The organism is Mesorhizobium sp. L103C131B0 (genome assembly GCF_000502275.1).
Lineage (GTDB): Bacteria > Pseudomonadota > Alphaproteobacteria > Rhizobiales > Rhizobiaceae > Mesorhizobium.
Map to the genome: position 1 here is coordinate 99397 of NZ_AYXC01000015.1, position 25640 is coordinate 125036.

27 protein-coding genes and 1 pseudogene are annotated in these 25640 nt (G+C 62.5%); 14 read left to right on the forward strand and 14 right to left on the reverse strand.

Annotation, left to right across the window (positions count from 1 at the left end; translation table 11 throughout):
• Nucleotides 1–9: 9 nt before the first annotated feature.
• A complete protein-coding gene (locus X730_RS143100; protein WP_023739981.1) occupies nt 10–861 on the reverse strand; it encodes an AraC family transcriptional regulator in 852 nt (283 codons plus the stop codon).
• A gap of 87 nt (nt 862–948) precedes the next feature.
• Between X730_RS143100 and X730_RS143095 the strand changes: the two genes are divergently transcribed.
• The 3 genes from X730_RS143095 to X730_RS143085 all read left to right on the forward strand — a co-directional run bounded on the left by X730_RS143095 (nt 949) and on the right by X730_RS143085 (nt 2633).
• On the forward strand, nt 949–1485 hold the full coding sequence (locus X730_RS143095; protein WP_023754905.1) for a hypothetical protein: 537 nt from the start codon (nt 949–951) through the stop codon (nt 1483–1485).
• 34 nt (nt 1486–1519) lie between these two features.
• Nucleotides 1520–1897, forward strand: a complete 378-nt coding sequence (locus X730_RS143090) for a VOC family protein (protein ID WP_023754906.1) — start codon at nt 1520–1522, stop codon at nt 1895–1897.
• A 106-nt stretch (nt 1898–2003) separates the two neighbouring features.
• On the forward strand, nt 2004–2633 hold the full coding sequence (locus X730_RS143085) for a MarC family protein (protein ID WP_023670949.1): 630 nt from the start codon (nt 2004–2006) through the stop codon (nt 2631–2633).
• Nucleotides 2634–2657: 24 nt separating this feature from the next.
• Here the strand turns inward: X730_RS143085 and X730_RS143080 are convergent, their stop codons facing one another.
• The 4 genes from X730_RS143080 to X730_RS143065 form a co-directional block, all read right to left on the reverse strand.
• Nucleotides 2658–3083, reverse strand: a complete 426-nt coding sequence (locus X730_RS143080; protein ID WP_023706191.1) for an OsmC family protein — start codon at nt 3081–3083, stop codon at nt 2658–2660.
• 23 nt (nt 3084–3106) lie between these two features.
• A complete protein-coding gene (locus X730_RS143075; protein ID WP_023752202.1) occupies nt 3107–3505 on the reverse strand; it encodes a DUF2306 domain-containing protein in 399 nt (132 codons plus the stop codon).
• 37 nt (nt 3506–3542) lie between these two features.
• Nucleotides 3543–4076, reverse strand: a complete 534-nt coding sequence (gene ssb, locus X730_RS143070) for a single-stranded DNA-binding protein (protein WP_023670946.1) — start codon at nt 4074–4076, stop codon at nt 3543–3545.
• A gap of 210 nt (nt 4077–4286) precedes the next feature.
• On the reverse strand, nt 4287–4688 hold the full coding sequence (locus tag X730_RS143065) for a hypothetical protein (protein WP_023826991.1): 402 nt from the start codon (nt 4686–4688) through the stop codon (nt 4287–4289).
• A 133-nt stretch (nt 4689–4821) separates the two neighbouring features.
• Here X730_RS143065 and X730_RS143060 point away from each other — a divergent pair, with 133 nt between their 5' ends.
• The 8 genes and pseudogenes from X730_RS143060 to X730_RS143035 all read left to right on the forward strand — a co-directional run bounded on the left by X730_RS143060 (nt 4822) and on the right by X730_RS143035 (nt 13103).
• Complete coding sequence (locus tag X730_RS143060; protein WP_023826992.1) at nt 4822–5136, forward strand: metalloregulator ArsR/SmtB family transcription factor; 315 nt, start codon at nt 4822–4824, stop codon at nt 5134–5136.
• Nucleotides 5133–5600 carry an SRPBCC domain-containing protein gene (locus X730_RS143055; RefSeq protein WP_023826993.1) on the forward strand — a complete coding sequence of 156 codons (468 nt, stop codon included), beginning with the start codon at nt 5133–5135 and terminating at the stop codon, nt 5598–5600. The genes X730_RS143060 and X730_RS143055 overlap by 4 nt, the downstream gene beginning before the upstream one ends.
• Before the next feature lie 29 nt (nt 5601–5629).
• Nucleotides 5630–6238 carry an ATP-dependent Clp protease proteolytic subunit gene (locus X730_RS143050; RefSeq protein ID WP_023684630.1) on the forward strand — a complete coding sequence of 203 codons (609 nt, stop codon included), beginning with the start codon at nt 5630–5632 and terminating at the stop codon, nt 6236–6238.
• A gap of 147 nt (nt 6239–6385) precedes the next feature.
• The gene (locus X730_RS07850; RefSeq protein ID WP_032910214.1) at nt 6386–6607 is read left to right on the forward strand and encodes a hypothetical protein; all 222 of its coding nucleotides are present in this window, start codon (nt 6386–6388) and stop codon (nt 6605–6607) included.
• Between the two features lie 783 nt (nt 6608–7390).
• Nucleotides 7391–10312 carry an excinuclease ABC subunit UvrA gene (gene uvrA, locus X730_RS143045; protein ID WP_023670940.1) on the forward strand — a complete coding sequence of 974 codons (2922 nt, stop codon included), beginning with the start codon at nt 7391–7393 and terminating at the stop codon, nt 10310–10312.
• A gap of 34 nt (nt 10313–10346) precedes the next feature.
• Nucleotides 10347–10810 (forward strand): annotated as a pseudogene (locus tag X730_RS01000000164670) (N-acetyltransferase).
• 28 nt (nt 10811–10838) lie between these two features.
• Nucleotides 10839–11642: a DUF72 domain-containing protein gene (locus tag X730_RS143040; RefSeq protein WP_023693383.1), complete on the forward strand. Its 804-nt coding sequence runs from the start codon at nt 10839–10841 to the stop codon at nt 11640–11642.
• A 315-nt stretch (nt 11643–11957) separates the two neighbouring features.
• On the forward strand, nt 11958–13103 hold the full coding sequence (locus X730_RS143035; protein ID WP_023670937.1) for a GGDEF domain-containing protein: 1146 nt from the start codon (nt 11958–11960) through the stop codon (nt 13101–13103).
• Nucleotides 13104–13194: 91 nt separating this feature from the next.
• Here X730_RS143035 and X730_RS1000000166520 read toward each other — a convergent pair whose 3' ends face one another.
• The 6 genes from X730_RS1000000166520 to urtA all read right to left on the reverse strand — a co-directional run bounded on the left by X730_RS1000000166520 (nt 13195) and on the right by urtA (nt 19687).
• Complete coding sequence (locus tag X730_RS1000000166520; RefSeq protein WP_023670936.1) at nt 13195–13371, reverse strand: hypothetical protein; 177 nt, start codon at nt 13369–13371, stop codon at nt 13195–13197.
• Nucleotides 13372–13902: 531 nt separating this feature from the next.
• Complete coding sequence (gene urtE / locus X730_RS143030) at nt 13903–14598, reverse strand: urea ABC transporter ATP-binding subunit UrtE (protein WP_023826997.1); 696 nt, start codon at nt 14596–14598, stop codon at nt 13903–13905.
• Nucleotides 14599–14667: 69 nt separating this feature from the next.
• Nucleotides 14668–15414, reverse strand: coding sequence for an urea ABC transporter ATP-binding protein UrtD (gene urtD / locus X730_RS143025; protein WP_023670934.1), 747 nt, complete (start codon nt 15412–15414; stop codon nt 14668–14670).
• Nucleotides 15415–15418: 4 nt separating this feature from the next.
• On the reverse strand, nt 15419–16651 hold the full coding sequence (gene urtC / locus X730_RS143020; RefSeq protein WP_023670933.1) for an urea ABC transporter permease subunit UrtC: 1233 nt from the start codon (nt 16649–16651) through the stop codon (nt 15419–15421).
• Nucleotides 16648–18264, reverse strand: coding sequence for an urea ABC transporter permease subunit UrtB (gene urtB, locus X730_RS143015; protein WP_023826998.1), 1617 nt, complete (start codon nt 18262–18264; stop codon nt 16648–16650). Before urtB ends, urtC begins: the two co-directional genes overlap by 4 nt.
• A gap of 112 nt (nt 18265–18376) precedes the next feature.
• Nucleotides 18377–19687 carry an urea ABC transporter substrate-binding protein gene (urtA, locus tag X730_RS143010; RefSeq protein ID WP_023688643.1) on the reverse strand — a complete coding sequence of 437 codons (1311 nt, stop codon included), beginning with the start codon at nt 19685–19687 and terminating at the stop codon, nt 18377–18379.
• 312 nt (nt 19688–19999) lie between these two features.
• Between urtA and X730_RS143005 the strand changes: the two genes are divergently transcribed.
• Complete coding sequence (locus X730_RS143005) at nt 20000–20395, forward strand: hypothetical protein (RefSeq protein WP_023688644.1); 396 nt, start codon at nt 20000–20002, stop codon at nt 20393–20395.
• A 117-nt stretch (nt 20396–20512) separates the two neighbouring features.
• Nucleotides 20513–22426, forward strand: coding sequence for a PhoX family phosphatase (locus X730_RS143000; protein WP_023754911.1), 1914 nt, complete (start codon nt 20513–20515; stop codon nt 22424–22426).
• 62 nt (nt 22427–22488) lie between these two features.
• Here the strand turns inward: X730_RS143000 and X730_RS142995 are convergent, their stop codons facing one another.
• The 3 genes from X730_RS142995 to X730_RS142985 form a co-directional block, all read right to left on the reverse strand.
• On the reverse strand, nt 22489–24060 hold the full coding sequence (locus X730_RS142995; protein ID WP_023688646.1) for a GMC family oxidoreductase: 1572 nt from the start codon (nt 24058–24060) through the stop codon (nt 22489–22491).
• A gap of 51 nt (nt 24061–24111) precedes the next feature.
• A complete protein-coding gene (locus X730_RS142990; protein WP_023826999.1) occupies nt 24112–24636 on the reverse strand; it encodes a twin-arginine translocation pathway signal in 525 nt (174 codons plus the stop codon).
• Between the two features lie 80 nt (nt 24637–24716).
• Nucleotides 24717–25112, reverse strand: a complete 396-nt coding sequence (locus tag X730_RS142985; protein WP_023684616.1) for a VOC family protein — start codon at nt 25110–25112, stop codon at nt 24717–24719.
• Nucleotides 25113–25332: 220 nt separating this feature from the next.
• Between X730_RS142985 and X730_RS142980 the strand changes: the two genes are divergently transcribed.
• A complete protein-coding gene (locus X730_RS142980; RefSeq protein WP_023670924.1) occupies nt 25333–25635 on the forward strand; it encodes a ribbon-helix-helix domain-containing protein in 303 nt (100 codons plus the stop codon).
• The last annotated feature ends 5 nt before the right edge of the window (nt 25636–25640 follow it).

The following is a 25640-nucleotide window of genomic DNA, read 5'->3' on the forward strand; positions in this document are numbered from 1 at the left end:
GCGGACGCATTAGCGGGTAGCCATCCGCCGGGCGCGATAGTCGCCGGGCGTTTCGCCCATGACGCGCCGGAAACGGCGGTTGAACGTCGACAAATCGTTGAAACCGGCCTCGAAGGCGATTGCCGAGATGGCATCGCCTGACATGCGCAGCCGCACCGCCGCGCGGTGCAGCCGGGTTCTCAGCAGAAACTGATAGGGCGTCATGCCGGCGACCTGCCGGAAGGTGCGCAGGAAATGATACGGGCTGGTCGCCGTCGCGCAGGCAAGCTCGGAAAGCGAGACCGGCCTGTCGGCATTGAGCTCGATCTGCCGCACCGCCTCGGCAACCCGTTTCTGGTCGCGGCGGCTCGGCGGTCGAACGCCAGGCACCGCATCGCTGGCGACGGGCAGTGCTGCGCCGGCAACTGCCAGTGCTGCACCGGCAATTCGCAGGCCAAGCTCTTCAAAGGCGTCGATGTCGACCATCTCGCGCGCCGCTTCCGCCTCGGCCAGCAGCGATGCGAGCGCCGGCAAAGGCGGCATATGCGGCACGCCGAAGGCGAGCTTGCTCGCGCCGGGCACGTCGCTGGCGATGCGGTCGAGATAGGCCGGAGCGAAGTGGAAGGACAGGCAACGGTCGCCGGCGCCATGCTCATGCCCGCATTCATAGCAGGCGCCGACATTGCCGAGCAGGATCGCGCCCGGCGCCAGCATGGCGGCGCCTTGCCTGGTGCGGTAGCGGAAGGTGCCGCTGGTGACAGCGGCAACGCAGAAGGTGTCGTGCGCCTCCTCGAACGGGCGGTCGCCGGCGCCGGCCGTGCACAGCACGTCGGACACATGCCAGCCCTGCCCCGATGCCAGGTTTTGTTCGCTCGTCGTCATGGCTTGAAAGATAGCAATTTTTCCCAAGCGCGACACCCGGTCGGGGCCTATCGCTTGCAGCCTCCTGACACAACGAAGGCAGCAAGTATGATCGGTACATCCTCCTTTGCCGAAGCGCTCCACAGCGACGGCCCCAACCCCGGTCTGGCTGAAAAGCTTGATCTCTACGGCCGCTTCGTCGGCGCCTGGACATTCGATGCCACGCGCCATCTCGAGGACGGCACGGTTCTCACCGGACGCGGCGAGGTGCATTTCGGCTGGGTCCTGGAAGGCAGGGCGATCCAGGATGTATGGATCCTGCCCGCGCGGGATGCCGGCCCCTCGCCTTCTCTCGGCAAATGGACTTTCTATGGCACAACGCTGCGGGCCTATGATCCCGGCTCGGATGCCTGGCACATCTTCTGGAGCGACCCGCGCAACCAATACTACAGCCGCCAGCTTGGTCGCGCCGAAGGCGACACGATTGTGCAGGTCGGCGCCGACGGCACTGGTTCCTCGGTCCGCTGGAGCTTTTCGTGCATCACCAAAGACAGCTTCCGCTGGCTCGGCGAGCGTTCGCACGACGATGGCAAGACATGGCGTCTCGAAGTCGAGTTCCTGGCGCGCCGCGTCGCCCACGACTGATGACGCAACATATTGCAAAAAGGTGACCAAAAGCATGCTTGACCATGTCTCGATCGGCGTCCGCGACACCAATTTTTCGAAGCCCTTCTACGATGCCGCGCTAAAGCCGCTCGGTTATTCCTGCCTCAGCCAGTCGCCAGGCTCACTGGGTTATGGTGCGCAAGCCGTCGCGCTGTGGGTGAACGACGCGGAGCGGCCAGTGCCATCGGACGAGAAGTCCGGTCTGCATTTCTGCTTTGCCGCGCCGACGAGGCAGAGTGTCGTCGCCTTCCATGCCGCCGCCTTGCGTGCAGGCGGCAGCGACAATGGCGCGCCGGGCCTGCGCGCCGACTATGGCGAGGACTATTACGTTGCCTTCATCGTCGATCCCGACGGCTATCGCCTGGAGGCCTATTGCAACGCTGCCGCCTAACACTGCCGGCGTCTCCGGTATCGCCATGTCAGACGGTTCCCACCGGTCGGGCTTTGCTCTACCACTATGGTGGCGCAGGGGTCCGGCCCGGCGGGAGGGGTCAGCGATGCCGAGTTTCGACAGCCTGTTCAACGCCTTCGTCACCATTCTGGTGACCATCGACCCGCCAGGTCTCGCGCCGCTCTTCCTCGCGGTGACACGCGGCATGAACCGCGAGGAACGTCAGCAGGTTTCGGTGCGCGCCTCGATCATCGGCTTCCTGGTGATGGCGCTGTTTGCGGTGGCCGGGGCGTCCATCCTGTCGGTGTTCGGCATCACGCTGCCGGCTTTCCGCGTCGCCGGCGGGTTTTTGCTGTTCTTCATCGCGTTCGAAATGGTGTTTGAGCGCCGCCAGGACCGCAAGGAGAAGATCGGCGACGTCGCCATCACCAAGGACATGATCCACAACATCGCGGCCTTCCCGCTGGCGATCCCGCTGATAGCCGGCCCCGGTGCGATTTCGGCGACTGTGCTACTGTCGGGCTCTTTTCAGGGTTTTGCAGCACAAGCGGCGCTGGTCGGCATCATCTTCGTCTGCCTTGCCATCACCTATCTGGTGTTCGTGCTGTCGGAGCGCATCGACCGCATCCTCGGCCAGACCGGCCGCTCGATCCTCACCCGCCTGCTCGGCGTCATCCTGGCCGCGCTTGCGGTTCAGTTCGTCGCGGATGGCATCAAGGCGCTGATGGCGGGGTAAGCGGCAGCCCCTGCTCCCTGCTCCCTACTCCACCGCCGTATCGACGACCTCGAAATCGTGGGTGATGACAGCCGTCTTGGCCAGCATGGCCGAGGCCGAGCAGTATTTCTCGATCGACAGGTTGATGGCGCGCTGGACCTTGTCGCGCGACAGCGCGTGGCCCGTGACGATGAAATGCATGTGGATGCGGGTGAAGACTTTCGGGTCGGTTTCGGCCCGGTCGGCGTCGAGTTCGACAACACAGTCCTCGATCGCCTCGCGGCCTTTTTCGAGGATGTGGACGACATCATAGGCCGAGCAGCCGCCGGTGCCGATCAGCACCAGTTCCATCGGGCTCGGACCCGGCGTCTTGCCTTCCGGCCCGGGGGCGGTCCCCAGCACCAGTTTGTGGCCGCTGCCGGACTCGCCGACGAAGGTGCGCTCCTCGACCCATTTGATCCGCGCTTTCACGGCAATCTTCCTTTCAGAAAGCGTCACTGGCCGAAGACGACCGTGTGCATGATCCGCCCCGGCAGCAGCGTGAACACGCCGGCGCCGATCAGGGCGAAAACATACAGCGATATCATGACCCTGCGATGTTTGGCGACCCGATGCATATGCGCGTGCCAGACCGCCAGCGGCACGGCGATCAACACTAAAATCGACAAGAGATGGATCGGGCTGAACGGACCGACGAGGCGTATCTGCTGGATCCAGAAACTGGAGATGGCGACGACCAGCATCAGCGCCGCCCAGGTATAGCCGACGACACGATGGCGCGTCGTGCCTTTCGGCAGTGCCAGTTGCGTAGCGCCAATGGCCAGCGCGGCAAGGGCCGCGAAGGCGTGCCATGGAATGGGAGGGCGCGCCGACAGAAGCGGTCCGAGCGACATCGCGCCCTCTCCTCAGATATCGCTGACTATCGTCAGCTCAGAACGGGATTTCGTCGTCCAGTTCGCGCGACGAGCCGCCGCCACCGCCGCCCTTGGAACCGCCGCCACCGCTGTTGCCGCCGCGATTGAAGCTCTCATTGGGGCCAGACTGGCCGAAATCCGAGCCACGGCTCGCGCCGCCGCCGCCGGCATAGTTGCCGACCTGACCGCCGCCCTCGCCGCGAGAATCGAGCATCTGCAGCTCGCCGCGGAATTTCTGCAACACGACTTCGGTCGTGTACTTGTCGGCGCCGGTCTGGTCCTGCCATTTGCGTGTCTGCAGCTGGCCTTCGACGTAAACCTTCATGCCCTTCTTCAGGTACTGCTCGGCGACCTTGGCGATCTGGTCATTGAAAATGACCACGTTGTGCCATTCGGTCTTTTCCTTGCGCTCGCCGGAGTTCTTGTCGCGCCAGCTTTCCGACGTGGCGATGCGGATGTTGACGACCGGGTCACCAGAATTCAGGCGGCGGATTTCAGGGTCCGCGCCGAGGTTACCGACCAGAATGACCTTGTTGACGCTACCCGCCATGACACTTCTCCGCGCTCATCCGAAACAAATTTCAAGTCGTTCACCTTACAGGCCGCGGACAATCCTGGCTTGCCGCGGCTGGCTTTTCCCACAAGGTTTTTGTTCCCTTTTCGTTCCTATACTGTTAACCACGGATTGTCAAGGAATGGCAGCAATCGCCGACGCGGGCGCGTGGATTTAGCTGACACGCAGCGGCGAGAAGCGGTGTCGTCAGCGCCGTTTTTTCACTGGTCGCAACGGACCGAAAAAGCCGCTCCACTCCATGCCCATGGCATGGGCGCGCTGTGCGATCACGGTTGGGGCCGACATCAGCCCGACTGCAGGTTCAGATTTCAGAGCCGGGTCATTCAGCAATTTCCCGATCGCGCGCCCGTGCCACCACACCTGAGCGACGAGCGCCGCTACCACCGCGATCAGGCCCCAGGTCCCCAATCCTTCGCCGAAGATGTAAATCCCGTATGGCGGCGATAGCGCCGTACCCAGCTTGGCCAACAAGATCACGGCCACGAAACCGATGACGGCGATCGCTCCTATACCGAGTACGAGGCGGCGATAGAGCCTCAGAGCCTCGTTGAGGTTCTCGGCGGACGAAAGATCGACGTTGGAATTCATAAATACTACTCCTGCCTCGCGATGAGCGGCCCATCTTGTTCCCCATGGATTAGAGGCCCGGCAGGATCCAATCAATACGGGGCATTCAAAACACCCCTTGCCAAATCGATAAGTATCGACTTATGCTTTTGCCATGATCGAAGCAGAGATTTTTCGCGCCCTGGCCGACCCGACGCGACGCGCCGTCTATGAGCGGCTGACTTGCGGCGAGATGAGCGTTTCGGAGTTGCGCACCGGCATGAGCGTGTCGCAGCCGGCGGTGTCGCAGCACCTTGCCGTGCTGCGCGGCGCCGGCCTGGTCAGCGAAAGGCGGGCCGGCCGCAACGCCTACTATCGCGCGGATCCGCAAGGGCTCGAGCCGCTGCTCGGCTGGATCGAACGCTACCGCGCATTCTGGCCGGAGCGCATCGAAAGACTGAAGGCCGTTTTGAAGGACATGGACCAATGACCGACGAAAAGCAGACGCAGACCGCCAAAGATGCCCTCGCCTTCGAATGCGATCTGCCGGACGCACCGGAAAAAGTGTGGCGGGCACTGACCGTGCCGGACCTCTTGGCGGAATGGATGATGCCGAACGACATCAATCCGGAAACCGGCAGCCGCTTTGCCTTTGCCGGGCCTGAGAAGCCGATCGAGTGCGAAGTGCTCGATGCCGAACCGGGGCGCCTGCTGCGCTATTCCTGGCGCGAGCGTTCCGGCGACGCCGACCGCGAGGAGCTGGAGAGCATCGTCACCTTCACACTCGCCCGCACCGTTTCCGGCGGCACGCATCTGCGCATCGTCCATGACGGGTTTGTCCTGACGCCTGCGGTTGCGATGGCCGGCGCCGGCTGCCGGCTCTCGCTGCGCGCATACAAGCCCAAACCGCCTGTCGCCGCCAACGCGCCGCGCCTGTTGCTGCGCGCTGCCTGAACCGGAAAAATCAAAACGGAGACAATGAGATGAGCGGCTTTGCCAATCTGGTGCCGATGGTGATCGAGCAATCGAGCCGCGGCGAACGCGCCTTCGACATTTTCTCGCGGCTGCTGCGCGAGCGCATCATCTTCGTCAATGGCGAGATCAATGACGGCATGTCGGCGCTGGTCTGCGCCCAGCTCCTGTCGCTGGAATCGGACAATCCCGACAAGGAGATCTCGCTCTACATCAACTCGCCGGGCGGCGTGGTGACCAGCGGTTTCGCCATCTACGACACGATGCAATATGTCAGCTGCCCGGTGTCGACCGTGTGCATGGGCTTTGCCGCGTCGATGGCCTCCTTCCTGCTGATGGCGGGAACGCCGGGGCGGCGCATCGCGCTGCCCAATGCCAGCATCGTGCTGCATCAGCCTTTGGGCGGCTTCCAGGGCCAGGCCTCCGACATCCAGCGTCACGCCGAAGGCATTTTGCGCACCAAGCGGCACATGGCCGACCTCTACGCTCACCATTGCGGCCGCACCCACGAAGAGGTCGAACGCACGCTCGACCGCGATTTCTTCATGACCGCGAAGGAGGCCAAGGACTGGGGCCTCGTCGACCACGTCTTCGACACCCGCAAGCAGGCAGCGGCCTGATCGGCGGATTGAATGCAGGGCCGGTGTTCCCTCAATTTCAACGCCTCTGGTCTGGCCTCGCCTTGAGCGCGGCACTATAGTCTTGCCATGCGCTACCACCTGAACAGACTGACCATAGCCATTGCCATCACGGCGGCGACATCGAGCATGGCCTTTGCCGGGGGCAGCACCAGCACGTCGCGGAAAGGCGCCCTGCCCGGCGTGGCCGTCGACTACCGCATCGCCAAGCCCGCGCCGCAGCCGGAGCCGGACGACGCGCTGCCTCCCGGCGAGAACGGCACGTTCAAGATCGGCGACACCGATGTCAGGATTTCCGGCAGCATCACTGTCGATGTCGGCACGGGTGGGATCAAGCCGCCGCGCCGGTAGCCCCTTCTCCCAGCTACTATACGGGAGAGAAAGCCTGCGCCGACGACTTCCTCGCAAAAGAACAGCCCCGCCGTTGCTTCCGCTAACGGTCGGGGCTTTTTTTGGATTCCAAATCCAAACTGCCGGTAGTGTTATACCGACTTTGATTTCGGATGCTTCGCGGCATTCAGCCGACGATCCGACTAGCCGTCTCTGATTTTTGTGGGATTCGGCAGGTCACGGTTTGTCTGGTGGTTTGTTGGACTGACGCGATGCGTTCGTTTGGACGCATACACTCCAATGCCTTGAAACTACCTGGCACTTATGCCCGCCGCGGCTCCACTAGCAGGTGGAGCCTCAAGGGACTATCCGGTGGCGTCATGCTCCGCTCCTATGTCCGTTGCGACTGGTGTCAATCCGAAGCACAAATCGCAAAAACCTGCGGCGTCTCGCAGGCCGCTATGGGCGGCGAGGCCATCAAAGACGGCCGGCTCCGTTGACTCCGGCAGAGTGCGCCCCTGATTTGACGGCGTCAACCTTGAATAGCCGGTTACGGAAAATGTGATCGTCGGGAGCTTACGTCAGGGTCAGTTTCTGAAACACCCTTGTCAGTTTCTGCACAGCTTTGTCAGGAGCGTGTTCGGTCTTTGTTCTTTCCGCTTGCCCGTTCGCGCGAAAGACGGTTAAACGGCTTTGGTCGAGAAGTGTGGCGTCTCTCGACGTGGCGGCAAAAATACCTACATAGGGAATGGCCGGGAAAACCCGCCGATCCCACTGACACCAGACCTGAGGCGGCGACCGGCGATGGCCGACCATAAATACCTTTCCATTCGCGGGGCACGCGAACACAACCTAAAGAATGTCGATCTCGACCTGCCGCGTGACAGCCTGATCGTCATGACCGGCCTGTCGGGCTCCGGCAAATCGTCGCTTGCTTTCGACACCATCTATGCCGAGGGCCAGCGCCGTTACGTCGAGAGCCTGTCGGCTTATGCGCGCCAGTTCCTCGAAATGATGCAGAAGCCGGATGTCGACCAGATCGACGGGCTGTCGCCGGCCATCTCGATCGAGCAGAAGACCACGTCGAAGAACCCACGCTCGACGGTCGGCACCGTCACCGAGATCTACGACTACATGCGCCTGCTGTTCGCGCGCGTCGGCATCCCCTATTCGCCGGCGACCGGCCTGCCGATCGAAAGCCAGACGGTCAGCCAGATGGTCGACCGGGTGCTGGCTGTCGAGGAAGGCACGCGCCTTTTCCTGCTGGCGCCGATCGTGCGCGGCCGCAAGGGCGAATATCGCAAGGAACTGCTGGAGCTGCAGAAGAAGGGCTTTCAGCGCGTCAAGGTCGACGGCGTCTTCTACGAGATCGCCGACGTGCCGGCGCTGGACAAGAAGTACAAGCACGACATAGACGTCGTCGTCGACCGCATCGTCGTGCGCGGCGACCTGGCGACACGGCTTGCCGATTCCATCGAAACGGCGCTGAAGCTCGCCGAAGGGCTGGCGGTGGCCGAGTTCGCCGACCGGCCGCTCGACGCCAGCCAGACCGGCGAGGACTCGGTCAACAAATCGAAGAACGAGACGCATGAGCGCATCCTGTTCTCGGAAAAATTCGCCTGCCCGGTTTCCGGCTTCACCATTCCGGAAATCGAGCCCAGGCTGTTCTCGTTCAACAACCCGTTCGGCGCCTGCCCGACCTGCGACGGCCTCGGCAATCAGCGCGCCATCGACGCCAGCCTGATCGTGCCGGACGAAAACGTCTCGCTGCGCGACGGCGCCGTCAGCCCGTGGGCGAAATCGACCTCGCCCTATTATGCGCAGACGCTGGAAGCGCTGGGCAAGGCATACGGCTTCAAGCTCGGCGACAAGTTCAAAGACCTGACCGAAGAGGCAAAGGATGCCGTCCTGCGTGGCACCGGCGAGCGCGAGGTCACCTTCCAATATGATGACGGCCTGCGCTCCTACAAGACCACCAAGACGTTCGAGGGCGTCATTCCCAATCTCGAACGGCGGTGGAAGGAAACCGAATCCGCCTGGATGCGCGAGGAGATCGAGCGCTTCATGTCGGCGACGCCCTGCCCGGTCTGCAAGGGATACCGGCTGAAGCCGGAAGCGCTGGCGGTGAAGATCGCCGGCAAGCATATCGGCGAAGTCACAGAGCTGTCGATCCGCAAGGCCGACCAGTGGTTCACCGAACTGCCGCCACATCTCAACGACCAGCAGAACGAGATCGCGGTGCGCGTTCTCAAGGAAATCCGTGACCGCCTGCGCTTCCTCAACGATGTCGGCCTCGACTATCTGACGCTGTCGCGCAATTCCGGCACGCTGTCGGGCGGCGAGAGCCAGCGCATCCGTCTGGCCTCGCAGATCGGCTCCGGCCTCACCGGCGTGCTCTATGTGCTGGACGAGCCGTCGATCGGCCTGCACCAACGCGACAATGCCCGCCTGCTCGACACGCTCAAGCATCTGCGCGACATCGGCAACACGGTGATCGTCGTCGAGCATGACGAGGACGCCATCCTGCATGCCGATTATGTCGTCGACATGGGTCCGGCCGCCGGCATTCATGGCGGCGAGATCATCGCCCAAGGCACGCCGCAGCAGGTGATGGCCAATCCTAATTCGATCACCGGCAAATATCTGTCGGGCGCGCTCGAAGTCGCCACGCCCGGTGTCAGGCGCGAGGCCAAGAAGAACCGCCGGCTGAAGATCGTCGGCGCGCGCGGCAACAATCTCAAGAACGTCACTGCCGAAATCCCGCTCGGCACTTTTACCGCCGTCACCGGCGTGTCTGGCGGCGGCAAATCGACCTTCCTGATCGAGACGCTGTTCAAGGCGGCGTCGCGCCGCATCATGGGCTCGCGCGAGCATCCGGCCGATCACGACCGCATCGAGGGCCTCGAATTCCTCGACAAGGTCATCGACATCGACCAGTCGCCGATCGGCCGCACACCGCGTTCGAACCCGGCCACCTACACCGGCGCCTTCACACCGATCCGCGACTGGTTCGCCGGCCTGCCCGAAGCCAAGGCCCGCGGCTACCAGCCGGGGCGCTTCTCCTTCAACGTCAAGGGCGGCCGCTGCGAAGCCTGCCAGGGCGACGGCGTCATCAAGATCGAGATGCACTTCTTGCCCGACGTCTATGTCACCTGCGACGTCTGCCATGGCAAGCGCTATAACCGCGAGACGCTGGATGTAGTGTTCAAGGGCAAGTCGATCGCGGACGTCTTGGACATGACGGTCGAGGAAGGTGTCGATTTCTTTGCCGCCGTGCCCGGCGTGCGCGACAAGCTCGACACGCTGAAGCAGGTCGGCCTCGGCTACATCCATATCGGCCAGCAGGCGACGACGCTGTCGGGCGGCGAGGCGCAGCGCATCAAGCTCGCCAAGGAATTGTCGCGCAAGGCGACCGGCAAGACGCTCTACATCCTCGACGAGCCGACCACCGGCCTGCACTTCCACGACGTCGCCAAGTTGCTGGAAGTGCTTCACGAACTGGTCGACCAGGGCAACACGGTGGTGGTCATCGAGCACAATCTCGAAGTCATCAAGACCGCCGACTGGGTGCTCGACCTCGGCCCCGAAGGCGGCGATGGCGGTGGCGAACTGGTGGCACAGGGCACACCGGAAGCCATCGTGCGCGAAAAGCGCAGCTACACCGGCCAGTTCCTGAAGGAGCTTTTGGAGCGGCGGCCCGGAGGCAAGCGCGAAGCGGCGGAGTAACTGACAGACCGGTCGGGCGCCTGGAGAGCTTTGAATGACAGTCCGACAGGCGCTTGCCGGTGATCTCGACGCAGTCGTCTCGCTGACGCAGACCGCCTATGAGCACTACACGCCCCTGTTAGGCGCGCCGCCGCTCCCAGTCACCGAGGACTATGCGCCACGCATCGAGCGTGGCGAGGTCTGGCTCTTGGAGAGCGGCGCGGAACTCGCCGGGCTGATCGTTATTGAGCGCCATCCCGATCATGCGATGATCTTCAGCGTCGCGGTCTCCCCCGCTTTCCAGGGCAGGAAACTCGGCACCGCGCTGCTCGACTTCGCCCAGGAACAGGCGCGCTATGGGGTGTGCCGGAGGTGCGGCTCTACACCAATTCGCGCATGGAGCGGAACATCGAGATCTATACGGCCTATGGCTTCCACGAAACGGGCCGCCGAGCCAATCCCCACCGTCCCGGATGGACCGTGGTCGACATGATCAAACCGGTTGGAAAAATAGCCTGACCGCATTTTTAGAACTGGGAGGAAGACGATGATCAGCCAAGGAACAATCCGCGCCGGGATGGGCGGCTGGACTTTCGAACCCTGGGATACGTCCTTCTACCCGGACAAGCTTTCCAAGGCCAAACAGCTGAGTTACGCCACCCGCCAGGTACCGAGCATCGAGGTCAACGGCACCTACTATTCCAGCTTCAAGGAGCCGACCTTCGTCAAATGGGCGGGCGAGGCGCCGGACGGTTTCGTCTATTCGCTGAAGGGCAATCGCTTCGTCACCAACCGCCGCGTGCTTGGCGAAGCCGGCGAGTCCATGACGCGCTTCCTCGGCTCCGGCATTGCCGCGCTGGGCGACAAGCTGGGCCCGATCCTGTGGCAGTTCGCGCCGACGAAAAAGTTCGACGCCGACGATTTCGAGGCCTTCCTGAAGCTGCTGCCGGAAAAGCAGGATGGCGTGGCGCTGCGCCATGCGCTGGAAGTGCGCAACGACAGTTTCAGCGTGCCGGAATTTGTGGGCCTGGCGCGCAAATACAAGGCGGCAATCGTCTATGCCGACCATGCCAAATATCCTGGTATCGCCGACATCACCGGCGATTTTATCTATGCGCGGCTGCAGACCGGCAGCGACGACAATCCGGATTGCTATACGCCGAATGGCCTGGACGAATGGGCAGCGCGGGTGAAGACCTGGGCGCAAGGCAAGCAGCCGGCCGATCTGCGGCGCGCCGATCCGACTTTCGACGCGCCGGTGAAACCGCGCGATGTGTTCGTCTACTTCATCACCGAGGGCAAGGTGCGCGCGCCGTTCGGCGCCATGGCGCTGATGAAGCGGGTGAGCTGATCGGTTAAAGCGCGTCGCGCTGAAACGGATTCATACGACGCGATTTAAGTCTTTGTCTTGATGCATGCCGTTGTCCCAGAACCGCGGCACACTTCTGGGCGACATGCATTAGGAGCAATTCCAGGAAAAGTGTGGACCGGTTTTCCCGGAAATCCGGGAAGCGCTTTCCCTTGAAAAGGGTTTCAACCCAGAATTGCTACGATCAACCGAAGCGTGATAGCTTATGCGCATCGTAACCTTATCGATACCTCCTTCCTGCATAAATCCGGTGCGGGTCCTTTCTAGAGGCCGGCCGCCGCGCGCAAGGACGAGGGCATGTCGCTCGACTACAGTTCCCTTCTGTTGGCTGTCGGGTTTTCCGCCGCTTGCCTCGGCCTGACGCTGTTCGGCATCTGGCTTACCGCGCGCTCGGAAAAATTCCTGCTGACCTGGGCCGTCAGCGTGCTTCTGATCGTTGCCGACGTCTTCGCCTACCAGGCCTATATCGACGCGCCCGGGCGCCTGCTCGGCCTCGCCAGCTTCACGTTCCTGCTGCTCGGCTTCGCGACCATGCTGGGCGCGGCCCATCAATTCACGACCGGCCGCTCGCCATTGCCGCGCATCGCTGTCGGCGCCGGCGTCTCGCTGGCAGTCGCCTTGCCGCCGATGGCGCTTGGCTATGACGGGCTGGGCTTCATGCTGGAGAATGCCTTCGCCGCGCTGCTTTTGTTTGCGACGGCCTATGAATACTGGAAGGGCCGCACGGAATTCCCTGCCCCGATCCTCGGCATTGCCGGGCTCTACACCGCCACCGCAATTTCCTTCGTGCTGTGCTCCGGTGCACTTGTCTGGGATGGCAGGCTGGTGCTTGGCCATGCGCCGAGCAACTGGGCCGAGGATTTCAGCCTCATCGTCGTCATCGCGTGCATGACCGGCATCGGCGCGCTCTCGCTGGCGCTCAACCAGGGACGCCTGGCGCAGCATCATCGCCGCGAAGCGCTGACCGATCCGCTGACCGGACTGCTCAACCGGCGCGCTTTGTTCGACCTGCACGGCAAAACACCGGTCCGGTCCTTCACCGCCGTGATCGTGTTCGATCTCGACGGCTTCAAGGCGATAAATGACGAGTTCGGCCATGCCACCGGCGACGAGGTGCTGAAACTGTTCGCCAAGGATTTGACCGCCAATCTCCAGCCGGGCGATGTCGCCGCGCGCATGGGCGGAGAGGAATTTGCATTGGTGCTCGATCGCACCTTGCCTGAAAAGGTGGAATTCATAGCCGAGCGGATCCGGGCCAGTTTTGCCATGCGCCGGATCGATACCGAGACCCGCCTGCTGTCCTGCACCGTCAGCGCCGGCTACGCCTTCGGCAGCGAGGGCGGCACCAAATTCGACAAGGTGCTCAGCGCCGCCGACAAGGCGCTTTACGGCGCCAAGCGCGGCGGCCGCAACCGTGTGCTCGCCTTCCGGCGCGCCGGGTAGGCTGGGCTGATATTCAGCCGGCCTGAACCTCACACACGTAAAACAACACCCCAAAGCGCGTCGCATGAGGCCGTTCAGGCGCGACGCGCTTTTAGGCCGCTATGACGATCTCGTTGTAAGTGTCGAGGTCGACGTAGAAAACCTTGGTGATTTCGCCGATCAGCTCATCCTGCTGGTAGCCTTGCGAGCGCAGAATGTTGATGGCGGTGATGATGTCGACACGCTCTGTCAGCCGTCGTTTCTGGTGGTCCTCGACGAACCGTTCCATAGCCCTATTCTCCTGGCAAGATTATCTGAACGCATTGACCGACAATCAGAACTGCGAGGGAAGCTAGGGTGGCTTGCTTGCGTGGAACTTGCAGGCTGAGCCAGCATATTCCCTCGATCTGCTACAGAACCAGACTGATACGGAAGCGGCCGACTCACCGAGGCCTAGGAAAGACTAGCATGTAGTATTCGGCGTGCCAGAGTGTGGCGGCCTCGGACGAAAGTCCGACGCAACGGGTGCGGACCTTCGCGACTTCATCATCCTTGGGCGTAGCGACGCGAAGCGGAGCGAAGACCCAGGGATCCATGCCGGGACGAAGAAGCGTCATTAACGGTGCAGAATGTGGAATGCCAATGTGCCGCAGAAGCGATCTTGTTCTGCATCGCGGCACTCTTTGGCTGATGTCGCGGCATGGATTCTAGGGTCTGCGCGCGTCGCTCCGCTCCTTGGCTCCGCCCTAGAATGACGAAGTGATTGTGGGCATTTCAGCCAATCTTCGACGTGTACGATCCGTGCAGCCGTCGACCTGCGTTAAACCGTCAGAAACTTCCTGACATCCGCCCGGTCGAGATCTTCGGCCGGGCCGGTGTGGACGATCTGGCCACGGTCCATGATGTTGACCTCGTCGGCAAGCTCGCGGCAGAAGTCGAGATATTGCTCGACCAGAAGCACCGCGATGCCGGCCTGGTCGCGCAAATAACGGATGGCGCGGCCGATGTCCTTGATGATCGAGGGCTGGATGCCTTCGGTCGGCTCATCAAGCACCAGCAGTTTCGGCCGCATGACGAGCGCCCGGCCGATGGCGAGCTGCTGCTGCTGGCCGCCGGAGAGATCGCCGCCGCGGCGCCCCAGCATCTGCTTCAGCACCGGAAACAGTTCGAAGACATGCGCCGGCACGTTGCGGTCGGCGCGCTTCAACGGCGCAAAGCCGGACTCCAGGTTTTCGCGCACCGTCAGCAGCGGAAAGATCTCCCTGCCCTGCGGTACGAATGCGATGCCCGACCGGGCGCGATCATACGCCGCGCTCCGGTCGAGCGCCTTCCCCTCGAAGGCAACGCTTCCGCTCTTCAGCCGGTGGTGGCCGACGATCGATCTCATCAAACTGGTCTTGCCGACGCCGTTGCGGCCGAGCACGCAGGTGATCTTGCCGGCACCCGCCGTCAGCGACACACCGCGCAGCGCCTGAGCAGCGCCGTAATGGAGCGTGGCGTTGGAAACTTCGAGCATGTCAGCGCCTTCTCCAGAAGCGGAGGAACGAAAAGTCGAAGCGATGGAATTGCACCCGCCAGACCATGCTCATCTCCCGAGATAAACTTCGACGACCCGCTCGTCGGCCGAGACGAAATCGAGCGAGCCTTCCGACAGCACCGAGCCCTCATGCAGGCAGGTGACCTTGACGCCGAGTTCGCGCACGAAATGCATGTCGTGCTCGACGACGATGACCGAATGCTCGCGCGCTATGTCCTTGAGCAGCCGCGCGGTTTCCTCGGTCTCGGCATCGGTCATCCCTGCGACCGGCTCGTCAACCAAAAGCAGCTTCGGGTCCTGCGCCAGCAGCATGCCGATCTCCAGCCACTGTTTCTGGCCATGGCTGAGATTGGCTGCCAGATCGTGGCGCTTGTCGCCCAGCCGGATGATGCCGAGGATGTCGTCGATCTGTCTGGCTTCGGCGGCCGAGCGGCGATGGAACAGCGCCGGAAAGATCGAGCGCGGGCCCTTCAGCGCCAGCATCAGATTGTCTTCGACGCTGTGGCTTTCGAAGACGGTCGGCTTCTGGAATTTGCGGCCGATGCCCATCATGGCGATCTCCGCCTCGTCGTGCCGGGTCAGATCGACCTGGCCGTCGAAGAACACTTCGCCCTCGTCGGGCCGGGTCTTGCCGGTGACGATGTCCATCATCGTCGTCTTGCCGGCGCCGTTGGGACCGATGATGGCGCGCATCTCGCCCTTGTCGAGCACCAGCGACAGATTGTTGATGGCGCGGAAACCGTCGAAGGAGACCGAGACGCCGTCGAGATAGAGGATGGTGTTGGACTTCGACATCGCTCTATTCCGCCGGCTGCGGTTCAGGCCCGGACGCGGACCAGGCACCGGGCGTTGTTGCTGCGCTGCGCACGATCTTCGATGGCGGCGGGGCATCAGGGTCTGTGCCCGCTTCCTCTGCAATCGCTGCAGCCCGCATCGCCCGAGCGTTACCGCGCCAGGAATCCCACATGCCGACGATGCCCTTGGGCAGGAACAGGGTTACGGCGACGAACAGGCCGCCGAGCGCAAACAGCCAGAACTCCGGCAGCAGGCCGGTGAACCAGGATTTGCCGGCGTTGACCAGCAGCGCGCCGACGATCGGGCCGACAATGGTGCCGCGCCCACCGACGGCTGCCCAGATCACGACTTCGATGGAATTGGACGGCTCGAATTCGCCGGGATTGATGATACCGACCTGCGGCACATAGAGCGCGCCGGCGATGCCGGCCATGACAGCCGAGACGGTGAAGGCAAACAGCTTCACGTTCTCCGCCCGCCAGCCGAGGAAGCGGGTGCGGCTCTCGGCGTCGCGCACCGCCATCAGCAGCTTGCCGTATTTGGAGCCGACGATCGCCCAGGTGATGAAGACGGCGAGCGCGAGTATGATGGCGCTGGCGGCAAACAGGGCCGAGCGGGTGGCGTCGGCCTGCACGTTGAAGCCCAGAATATCCTTGAAATCGGTCAAGCCGTTGTTGCCGCCGAAACCCATGTCGTTGCGGAAGAAGGCGAGCAGCAGCGCGTAGGTCATCGCCTGGGTGATGATGGAGAGATAGACGCCGGTGACGCGGCTGCGGAAGGCGAACCAGCCGAAGACGAAGGCGAGCAGGCCGGGCACCGCCAGCACCATGATGGCGGCGAACCAGAAGTGGTCGAAACCGGTCCAGAACCAGGGCAATTCCTTGTAGTTCAGGAACACCATGAAATCGGGCAGGATCGGATTGCCGTAAACGCCGCGCGAGCCGATCTGGCGCATGAGGTACATGCCCATCGCATAGCCGCCGAGGGCGAAGAAGGCGCCATGGCCGAGCGAGAGGATGCCGCAATAGCCCCAGACGAGATCGAGCGCCAAGGCAAGCAATGCATAGCAGAGGTACTTGCCCGTCAACGCGACGATGTAGGACGGAATATAGAACGCGCTTTGCGGCGACACTGCGAGGTTGAGCAGCGGCACGATAATGGCGGCCGTCAGCAGGATGAAAATAGTGATGGCGATGCGACGGTCGGCACCCGCGGCGAAGAAGCGTCCCGTGATCATGTTTCCACCGCCCTGCCCTTGAGCGCGAACAGGCCGCGCGGGCGCTTCTGGATGAACAGGATGATCAGCACCAGCACGACGATCTTGCCGAGCACCGCGCCAGCATAGGGTTCGAGAACCTTGTTGACGATGCCGAGCGAGAAGGCGCCGACCAGCGTGCCCCAGAGATTGCCGACACCGCCGAAGACCACGACCATGAAGCTGTCGATGATGTAGCCGCGGCCGAGATTGGGCGAGACATTGTCGATCTGGCTGAGCGCGACGCCGGCAATGCCGGCAATGCCGGAGCCGAGCGCAAAGGTCAGCGCATCGACCCAAGGCGTCCTGATGCCCATCGAGGCGGCCATGCGGCGGTTGGCGGTGACGGCGCGCATCTGAAGGCCCCAGGGCGTGCGCTTCATAACAAAGAGCAGCACGCCGAAGACGGTGAGCGCGAAGACCAGGATCCAGAGGCGGTTCCAGGTGACGGCGAGTTGGCCGACATCGAACGATCCCGACATCCAGGAGGGGTTGCCGACCTCCTGGTTGGTCGGTCCGAAGATCGAGCGCACCGCCTGCTGCAGGACAAGCGAGACGCCCCAGGTTGCGAGCAGCGTTTCCAGCGGCCGGCCGTAGAGGAAACGGATGACGCCGCGCTCGATGATCAGGCCGACGGAAGCGGCAACCAGGAAGGCGAGCGGCAGCGCGATCACCAGCGACCAGTCGAACAGGCCGGGGAATGAGGTTCGGATCACCTGCTGGACGACGAAGGTGGTGTAGGCGCCGAGCATCACCATCTCGCCATGCGCCATGTTGATGACGCCCATGACGCCGAAGGTGATGGCGAGGCCGATGGCGGCCAGCAGCAGCACCGAGCCAAGCGAGATGCCGTACCATATGTTCTGGCCGGCATCCCACAGCGCCAGGCTCGAATTGATGCTGGCGATTGCCGCCGTCGCGGCATCCTTGACCGCGCCTTGCGCATTGGCCTCGACCGCGGTGAGCAGCGAGACCGCGTCGCGGTCGCCGCGCGCGCCGATCAGGGCAATGGCGGCAAGCTTGTCGGCCTCCGGCTTGTCGGAGACCAGCACCGATGCCGCGCGCGCCTGTTCGAACAATGCCTTGACCTTGGCGTCGGTCTCGGCGGCGATGGCTGCATCGAGCGGCTCGATATTGGCGGCATCGGGGGTCTTGAACATGGTGTCGGCGGCGGCGATGCGGACAGAAGGATCTTTCGCGCGCAACGTCAGCGTTCCCAGTGCATCTCGGATGACACGACGCAGCGTGTTGTTGACCTTGATCTTCGTGATGTCGGCCTTGGGGGCGTCGCCGGCTTTCTCGCCACTCAGCGGGTCGAGCAGCGTGACGCTGTCGGCGGCCTCACTGCCGACGAAGACGGCTGAATCGGCTTTACGGATGTAAAGGTTGCCTTCGGCGAGCGCTGCAAGCGGGCGCTCGACCAGCGGATCGCCGGTGGCGGCAAGTTCGCGCACGACGGCCTCAGTGGCGGCAAAGCCCGTGCTCGTGGCGAATTTGGCGACGATGGCGCGCAGATCGGCTTCGGCTGCGTTCGACGGCAATAGGCTTGCCACCAGGAACACCAGCATGAGGCCGAGAGTGCGCAACAGGATCATCCGTTCAGATACTCTTCTGTGGGGAAATTCCGCGTCCGGGCGGGCTGAAGCGCCCGGACGCTTGGCGGTACCGATCGTGGACGCGTCCACGATCGGTCGGCCCCGGGAGGGATCAGTTCGTGCCCTTGCCGCCGCATTTGCCGGTGGCAACGTTGAAGTTGCCGCAGGACAGAGGCGCGCGCCAATCCGAAATCAGGTCCTTGGAATCGGGCAGATAGTCGGACCATTCGTCGCCCATCACGAGGCCGGGCGTCTGCGACACGGTCTCGAACTGGCCGTCGGCCTGGATCTCGCCGATCAGCACCGGCTTGGTGATGTGATGGTTCGGCATCATGGTCGAATAGCCGCCGGTGAGGTTCGGCACGGACACGCCGACCATGGCGTCGATGACCTTGTCGGGATCGGTGGTGCCGGCCTTTTCGACCGCCTTCACCCACATGTTGAAGCCGATATAGTGAGCTTCCATCGGGTCGTTGGTGGTGCGCTTGTCATTCTTGATGAACTTGTGCCAGTCGGCGATGAACTTCTTGTTTTCGGGTGTGTCGACGCTCTCGAAATAGTTCCAGGCAGCGAGATGGCCGACCAGCGGCGCGGTATCGAGACCGGCCAGTTCTTCCTCACCGACCGAAAAGGCCATGACCGGGATGTCCTCGGCCTTGATGCCCTGGTTGCCGAGTTCCTTGTAGAACGGAACGTTGGCGTCGCCATTGACGGTCGAGACGACGGCGGTCTTCTTGCCGGCCGAGCCGAATTTCTTGATTGCGGAGACTTCGGTCTGCCAGTCGGAGAAGCCGAACGGCGTGTAGTTGACCATGATGTCTTCGGCGGCGACGCCCTTGGCCTTCAGATAGGCCTCGAGGATTTTGTTGGTGGTTCGGGGATAGACGTAGTCGGTGCCTTCCAGCACCCAGCGCTTCACCGAGCCACCGTCCTCGCTCATGAGATAATCGACGGCAGGAATCGCCTGCTGGTTCGGGGCGGCGCCGGTGTAGAACACGTTGCGCTCGCTTTCCTCGCCCTCATACTGGACGGGGTAGAACAGGATGTTGTCGAGTTCCGAGAACACCGGCAACACCGATTTGCGCGACACCGAGGTCCAGCAGCCGAACACGGCGGCGACCTTGTCCTTCGAGATCAGCTCGCGCGCCTTTTCGGCAAAGAGCGGCCAGTTGGAGGCCGGATCGACAACGACCGCCTCGAGCTTCTTGCCGAGCAGACCGCCCTTGGCATTCTGCTCTTCGATGAGCATCAGCATGGCGTCTTTCAGCGTCGTCTCCGAAATCGCCATGGTCCCCGACAGCGAATGCAGAATGCCGACCTTGATCGTGTCTTCGGCGGCCTGGGCCGGAGACGACATCGACAGGCCGGCGGCGACCACGCCGGCCGAAAACATTTTTGTTATTGTGGAGAAATTACCCCTCATACCGAAGACTCCCAAGCTGTTTGATTGCACCGCGATAATGCAATGCAACTGCCGTGCCAAACGCAAAGGCGCCGCTCACGAAGATGGAATAGCCGAGCGTTATCAGCCGGTTGGTATATTAGCCTCGAGAAAACAGTGGTAGCCGGCGAAAATTGATTGAGGCAAATTTGCGCAGCGCACATGGCTTTTGCCTAATTTTTGCCCAATTGAGACAAATGCCTAGTTTTTGATCTCCGGCCGTGTGTTCCGGGCTAACAATGTTGCGGTACCGCGCAAAAATAGGGCAAGCTCGCCCTTCAAAAGAGTGACGTCATGACATCTCGCACCTCATGCATTTCCGGCATCCTGCTGCTGATGGCAACGAGCGGCGCCGCGCGCGCCGATTTCAGCGAGGGCAAGCTTCCGGACGGCACCTATCATTGCGAGGTCTATTTGCTCGGCGCCTTCCTCAACCTCGGCGACATCACTATCAAGGGCAATGTCTATAGTGGTCCGGTGACATTCGGCACCGCGACGCAAGGCTACAACTATCAGATGAATGCCAATGGCGAGATCACCTGGCTCGGGCCGCTGGGCGGCTATACCACCGGTGGCAACTCCGTCTCCATGACACAGGCAACACTGGACGGCGAGACCGCCCCGTCATTCGACATCATTCTGAAGCAGCCCGACGGCGCCTTCACCGCCTCGACCTGCACCAAGGGCTGAGCGATGCGTAGTGCCGCGCCCAGTTGCGGCAAAACCTTCCTCTTATGTCATGTGAATGTTGCCTAGGCAGACTAGGGCAACGGTGCGCCGTAACATCCACCCTGAGAGGCAGACACCATGGCCAATGCACCGTCTTCATCCTCCCCCGTCATCCGCGAAATCATTGCCGAGCGCGTCTCGCGCCGGTCTCTTTTGAAAGGCAGCCTCGCCTCCGGCGCGCTGATTGCCGGCGGCAGCTTTGTCGGCTCCTTGTTTGCCGGCGAAACGCATGCCGCCACAGCGCAGTCGACGCTCGGCTTTCCCGAGCTGAAACGGGTCTACGGCAAGACCCATGCCGCCGCCGAAGGCTATGAGACGACCATCGTCGCGCGCTGGGGCGACCCGCTTGCAGCCGGCCTCGCCGAATTCGACGGCAACAAGGTCGCGGCGGAGGAACAGGAAAAGCGCTTCGGCTACAATTGCGACTACATCGCCTTCATGCCGCTGCCCAAGGGCACGGTGAATTCCGATCATGGCCTGCTCTGCGTCAACAACGAATACATCTCGCCCAATGTGATGTTTCCGGGGATGACCGAGGGCGATGCCGGCAAGACGATGACCAGGGAACAGGTCGATCTCGGCATGGCCGCGATGGGCCATTCGATCGTCGAGGTGCAATTGAAGGACGGCAAGTGGGCAAGCGTGGCGGACAGCCCGCTCAACCGCCGCATCACCGCCAACACCGAAATGACCGTTTCCGGACCGGTTGCCGGCCATGCGCTGATGAAAACTTCGGCCGACCCGACTGGCACGAAAGTGCTCGGCACCAGCTATAATTGCAGCGGCGGTTTCACCCCCTGGGGTACGGTGCTGACCTGCGAGGAAGGCGTGTCCGACATTTTCGGCGGCGACCCGAAAAAGGCGCCGACTGCCGACCTGCTCGACCGTTACGGCTTCGACGGCTCCGACATCTATGGCCGCGGCCGCTTCCATGACCGCTTCAACCTCGACAAGGAACCGAACGAGGCCAACCGCTTCGACTGGGTGGTCGAGATCGACCCTTACGATCCTCAGTCCAGGCCGGTGAAGCGCACGGCACTTGGCCGCATGTCGCATGAGGCCTCGACCGTGGTCCTCAACAAGGACGGCCGCGTTGTCGTCTATATGGGTGACGACGACTATTTCGAATATATGTACCGCTTCGTCTCGGCCAAGGCCTATGACAAGGCCAACCCGGCCTCCGGCGCCGATCTGCTCGACGATGGCGTGCTGTCGGTCGCCCGCTTCGATGCCGATGGCTCGATGACGTGGCTGCCGTTGGTGCACGGCCAGGGCAAGCTTACCGTCGAGAACGGTTTTGCCGACCAGGCCGAGGTGCTGTTGAAGACGCGGTTTGCGGCAGATGCGCTCGGCGCCACGCCGATGGACCGGCCCGAGGACATCGAGACCAATCCGGTGACCGGCCGCGTCTATGCGGTGATGACCAAGAACAAGAAGCGCGACCAGTCAAAGGTCAATCCGGCCAACACGCGGCCGGAAAATCTCTGGGGCCATATTGTCGAACTGATCCCGCCCGGCGGCCGCGGCGCCGACGCCGACCACACGGCCGAAAACTATGCCTGGGACCTGTTCGTGCTCTGCGGCAATCCCAGGGATGCCAAGGTCGGCGCCACCTTCCATCCGGATACGTCGGACAATGGCTGGTTCGTCTGCCCCGACAACATCACCTTCGATCCGGCCGGGCGGCTGTGGGTGGCGACGGACGGCGCCAATGATTTCGACCTGCCGGACGGCGTCTATGGCGTCGACACCGAAGGTGCGGCGCGCGGCCTGCCGAAGCTGCTGTTCACCTGCCCGCACGGCGCCGAAGCGACCGGCCCGTGCTTCACGCCGGACGGCTCGACTTTGTTCCTGTCGGTGCAGCACCCTGCGGAAGATGCAGAGACGCTCGACAAGGCGCAGACGCTGTGGCCCGACTTCAGGGATGGCCAATTGCCGCGGCCGTCCGTCGTCGCCATCCGCCGCAAGGACGGACAGCCGGTCGGCGCATAGTGTCCTAGGGAAAAGGGCGGAACGCGCCATGCGCGTTCCGCGTAGCGATCCGGGAGGACGGCTCAGATCGTCTTGGCCGACATTTGCGAAGCGATGTATTCGGCCTGGCGGATAGCCAGCGACACGATCGTCAGCGTCGGATTTTCAGCCGCACCGGTGGTGAACTGGCTGCCGTCCGACACGAACAGGTTTTTGATGTCGTGCGCCTGGCCGTGCTTGTTGACGACGCCGTCTTCCGCCTTTTCACTCATCCGGTTGGTGCCGAGATTGTGGGTTGAGGGATAGGGCGGCGTCGGGAAGGAGCGCGTCGCGCCGACCGCATCATAAAGCGCTGTGGCCTGCTTGTAGGCATGGTTGCGCATCGCCGTGTCGTTGGGATGATCATCGAAATGCACGTCGGCGATCGGCATGCCGTGCGCGTCCTTCTCGTCCTTGTGCAGCGTGACGCGGTTTTCCGCGCGCGGCATGTCCTCGCCGACGATCCACAGGCCAGCCATGTGATCATAGTGGTCGAGCGCGGTGGTGAAGGAACGGCCCCAGCCGCCGGGATTGAGGAAGGCGGCCATGAAGGGCAAGCCGAGCGACAGCGTCTCGAATTCATAGCCGCCGACAAAGCCGCGTGAGGGATCGTGCCGCGCCTCGTCGCGGATAATGCCGGCCATGGTGGTGCCGCGATACATATGCACCGGTTGGTCGAAGATGGCGTAGACCGAACCGGTGGTGTGGCGCATGTAGTTCTTGCCGACCTGCCCCGACGAATTGGCAAGCCCTTGCGGAAACTTCGCTGACTCGGAGTTTAGCAGCAGGCGCGGGCTTTCGATCGAGTTGCCGGCGACGGCGACAATGCGGGCCTTCTGTTCCTGCAGCTTGCCGTCCTTGTCGGCATAGACGACGCCGGTCACCTTGCCTGAGGCGTCGTGGTTGATCTTGATCGCCATGGCATTCGGCCGGACTTCGAGATGGCCGGAGGCCTCGCCCTTGGGGATCTCGGTATAGAGCGTCGACCATTTGGCGCCCCATTTGCAGCCCTGGAAGCAGAAGCCGGTCTGTTGGCAGGAGTTCCGGTCATCACGCTCGACCGAATTGATTGCCATGTTGCCGGTATGACATTCCTTGTAGCCGAGCTTGTCGGCGCCGGCCTTGAGCACCTTGAAATTGTTGTTGCCGGGCAGCCGCGGCCAGCCATTGGTGCCGGTGACGCCCATCTTGGCTTCCGCCTTGGCGTAGTACGGCTCCATCTCGGCCAATGTGACCGGCCAGTCCAGCAGGTTGGCGCCTTCCAGCTTGCCGTAGGTCGAGAGCGTCTTGAACTCATGCTCCTGGAAGCGCAGCGAGGCGCCGGCCCAGTGCGTGGTCGAGCCGCCGACCGATTTGACTATCCAGGCCGGCAAATTGGGGAAATCCTTCGACACCCGCCAGTCGCCGGACGTCGTGCGCTTGTCCGTCCAGGCGAGTTGGCTGAAGGAACCCCACTCATCATTGATGAAATCCTCGTATTCGTGGCGCGCGCCGGCCTCGAGGATGACGACATCGACGCCTTTCTGGGCGAGTTCGTTGCCGAGCGTGCCGCCGCCGGCGCCGGAGCCGATGATCACGACCACGCCATCGTTGTTGAGATCAAATGAAGCTGCCATGGTTTCCTCCCATGAATTCCTGTTTGCCGGGTTTCAGAACGACGGAAGGGCTCAGAGCCACTCTATGTCGTCGAAACCGCGCGCGATGTAGCCGCCCTTGGAGTAGGATTCGCCCTCGTAGCCGAAGATCGGCCACACCTCCTGCTGGTTGTAGAGGCTGACGACGAGGCCGCCGCGGATGGACTGGAAGAACGGCGTCGCGTCGATCTGCTGCAGCACGGCGACGCGCTGCTCCTCCCAGCCGAGGCCGCGATAGCCGCCCTCGCCTGACTTCTTGTCGAGGTCGGCGATGCCGTCTTCGATCATCGTCTTGTAGGCAGCGTCCTTGCCGGCCTGCTCGTCATGGCCTTTTACGGCGATGGCGTAGTATTTGTCGGGCACCTGATCGTGCGGATAGATGTCGCGCGCCATCTGGATCAGCGTCGCCATGGTTTCGGGCTTGAGCGCTGATGTCTCGAGCCCCCAGGCATTTTCAGGGCTGATGACGGCGCTGCCGGAAATGACGAGCAACGCGCCGATGCCGCCGCGTTTGAGAAGTTCACTACGTGAGAGCCTCGCGTCATAGATCGTGACCATTTGTTCCTCCCTGCTTGCTGTTTGCGCCCTTGAACAGCGCCGTTGCTGGCGCCGCGCGGCTGAATGCGGCTGATAATCCCCTACTGGAAGCGCCCTCCACGCTGCAGAACCTCGATCTTGTAGCCGTCGGGGTCCTCGATGAAGAAAAAGCGGGCGATCAGCGATCCGTCGCGGTTGAATTCGACGATCTTCTTGGGGTTGAGGCCGAGCGCGCCGATCCGGTCGTGTTCGCTGTCGAGATCGGACACCGAGACCGCCAGATGGCCGTAACCGTCGCCAAGCCCATAAGGCTCGGTGCGGCCCTTGTTCACGGTGAGTTCGAGCTCGAACCCCGTTTCGGCGTTGGCAAGGTAAATCAGCGTGAATGTCTCGAAATCCAGCCTGTCGGCGACGTCGAGCCCGAAAGCGTTTCTGTAGAAATCGACGGATCTGGCCTCTTGGAGAACCCGGATCATGGAATGGATTGCCTTCGCCAAATCAGTCTCCGCCGCTGCATGTTGGAGGCGATTATGGGCGGCACGCGCGAAAGGTGGTGGCAGCCGGTTACCACGGCTAAATTTGCAATCGCTGCTATGCCAGCGCCTAAAGACGAAAGTCCGATTGCCGATTCGGCCCACAAGGCCGAACATGCAGGGACAACCACAACTTGAAGGCGCGACACGCTGCGCCCAAAACCAACAATATCGGGAGGTAAGGATGTGCAGGGTTTTTGCCGGGCAGGATCCGGAAGGCTATCGACAGATCAACCGGTCGATCCGCATCGACGGTCACTCTACGAGTATCCAGCTTGAAGGAACGTTCTGGGCGCTGCTTGACGAAATTGCCGACAGCCAGGGCCTGACGACGCCGAAGTTCATCTCAAAACTCTATGACGAGGCGATCGAGATCAACGGCGCCATTCCCAACTTCGCGTCGATGCTGCGTACCACCTGCGCGCTCTATCTGCGCGGTCACCGGCCAGACATGGATGAGCTGACGCCGAAGCGCGAAGCGGCCTGAGGAAG

Bases quoted from the DNA above. Each gene is read 5' to 3' on its own strand.
- X730_RS143050 (WP_023684630.1), top strand. From the start codon at position 5,630: ATGAGCGGCTTTGCCAATCTGGTGCCGATGGTGATCGAGCAATCGAGC.
- urtA (WP_023688643.1), bottom strand. From the start codon at position 19,687: ATGAGGGGTAATTTCTCCACAATAACAAAAATGTTTTCGGCCGGCGTG.
- urtD (WP_023670934.1), bottom strand. From the start codon at position 15,414: ATGTCGAAGTCCAACACCATCCTCTATCTCGACGGCGTCTCGGTCTCC.
- X730_RS143060 (WP_023826992.1), top strand. From the start codon at position 4,822: ATGATCGAAGCAGAGATTTTTCGCGCCCTGGCCGACCCGACGCGACGC.
- X730_RS143040 (WP_023693383.1), top strand. From the start codon at position 10,839: ATGATCAGCCAAGGAACAATCCGCGCCGGGATGGGCGGCTGGACTTTC.
- uvrA (WP_023670940.1), top strand. From the start codon at position 7,391: ATGGCCGACCATAAATACCTTTCCATTCGCGGGGCACGCGAACACAAC.
- X730_RS143035 (WP_023670937.1), top strand. From the start codon at position 11,958: ATGTCGCTCGACTACAGTTCCCTTCTGTTGGCTGTCGGGTTTTCCGCC.
- X730_RS143095 (WP_023754905.1), top strand. From the start codon at position 949: ATGATCGGTACATCCTCCTTTGCCGAAGCGCTCCACAGCGACGGCCCC.
- X730_RS143055 (WP_023826993.1), top strand. From the start codon at position 5,133: ATGACCGACGAAAAGCAGACGCAGACCGCCAAAGATGCCCTCGCCTTC.
- urtB (WP_023826998.1), bottom strand. From the start codon at position 18,264: ATGATCCTGTTGCGCACTCTCGGCCTCATGCTGGTGTTCCTGGTGGCA.
- X730_RS07850 (WP_032910214.1), top strand. From the start codon at position 6,386: ATGGCCTTTGCCGGGGGCAGCACCAGCACGTCGCGGAAAGGCGCCCTG.
- X730_RS143085 (WP_023670949.1), top strand. From the start codon at position 2,004: ATGCCGAGTTTCGACAGCCTGTTCAACGCCTTCGTCACCATTCTGGTG.
- X730_RS142995 (WP_023688646.1), bottom strand. From the start codon at position 24,060: ATGGCAGCTTCATTTGATCTCAACAACGATGGCGTGGTCGTGATCATC.
- X730_RS143065 (WP_023826991.1), bottom strand. From the start codon at position 4,688: ATGAATTCCAACGTCGATCTTTCGTCCGCCGAGAACCTCAACGAGGCT.
- ssb (WP_023670946.1), bottom strand. From the start codon at position 4,076: ATGGCGGGTAGCGTCAACAAGGTCATTCTGGTCGGTAACCTCGGCGCG.
- X730_RS143000 (WP_023754911.1), top strand. From the start codon at position 20,513: ATGGCCAATGCACCGTCTTCATCCTCCCCCGTCATCCGCGAAATCATT.
- urtC (WP_023670933.1), bottom strand. From the start codon at position 16,651: ATGATCACGGGACGCTTCTTCGCCGCGGGTGCCGACCGTCGCATCGCC.
- X730_RS143005 (WP_023688644.1), top strand. From the start codon at position 20,000: ATGACATCTCGCACCTCATGCATTTCCGGCATCCTGCTGCTGATGGCA.
- X730_RS142980 (WP_023670924.1), top strand. From the start codon at position 25,333: ATGTGCAGGGTTTTTGCCGGGCAGGATCCGGAAGGCTATCGACAGATC.
- urtE (WP_023826997.1), bottom strand. From the start codon at position 14,598: ATGCTCGAAGTTTCCAACGCCACGCTCCATTACGGCGCTGCTCAGGCG.
- X730_RS143100 (WP_023739981.1), bottom strand. From the start codon at position 861: ATGACGACGAGCGAACAAAACCTGGCATCGGGGCAGGGCTGGCATGTG.
- X730_RS143090 (WP_023754906.1), top strand. From the start codon at position 1,520: ATGCTTGACCATGTCTCGATCGGCGTCCGCGACACCAATTTTTCGAAG.
- X730_RS143075 (WP_023752202.1), bottom strand. From the start codon at position 3,505: ATGTCGCTCGGACCGCTTCTGTCGGCGCGCCCTCCCATTCCATGGCAC.
- X730_RS1000000166520 (WP_023670936.1), bottom strand. From the start codon at position 13,371: ATGGAACGGTTCGTCGAGGACCACCAGAAACGACGGCTGACAGAGCGT.
- X730_RS142990 (WP_023826999.1), bottom strand. From the start codon at position 24,636: ATGGTCACGATCTATGACGCGAGGCTCTCACGTAGTGAACTTCTCAAA.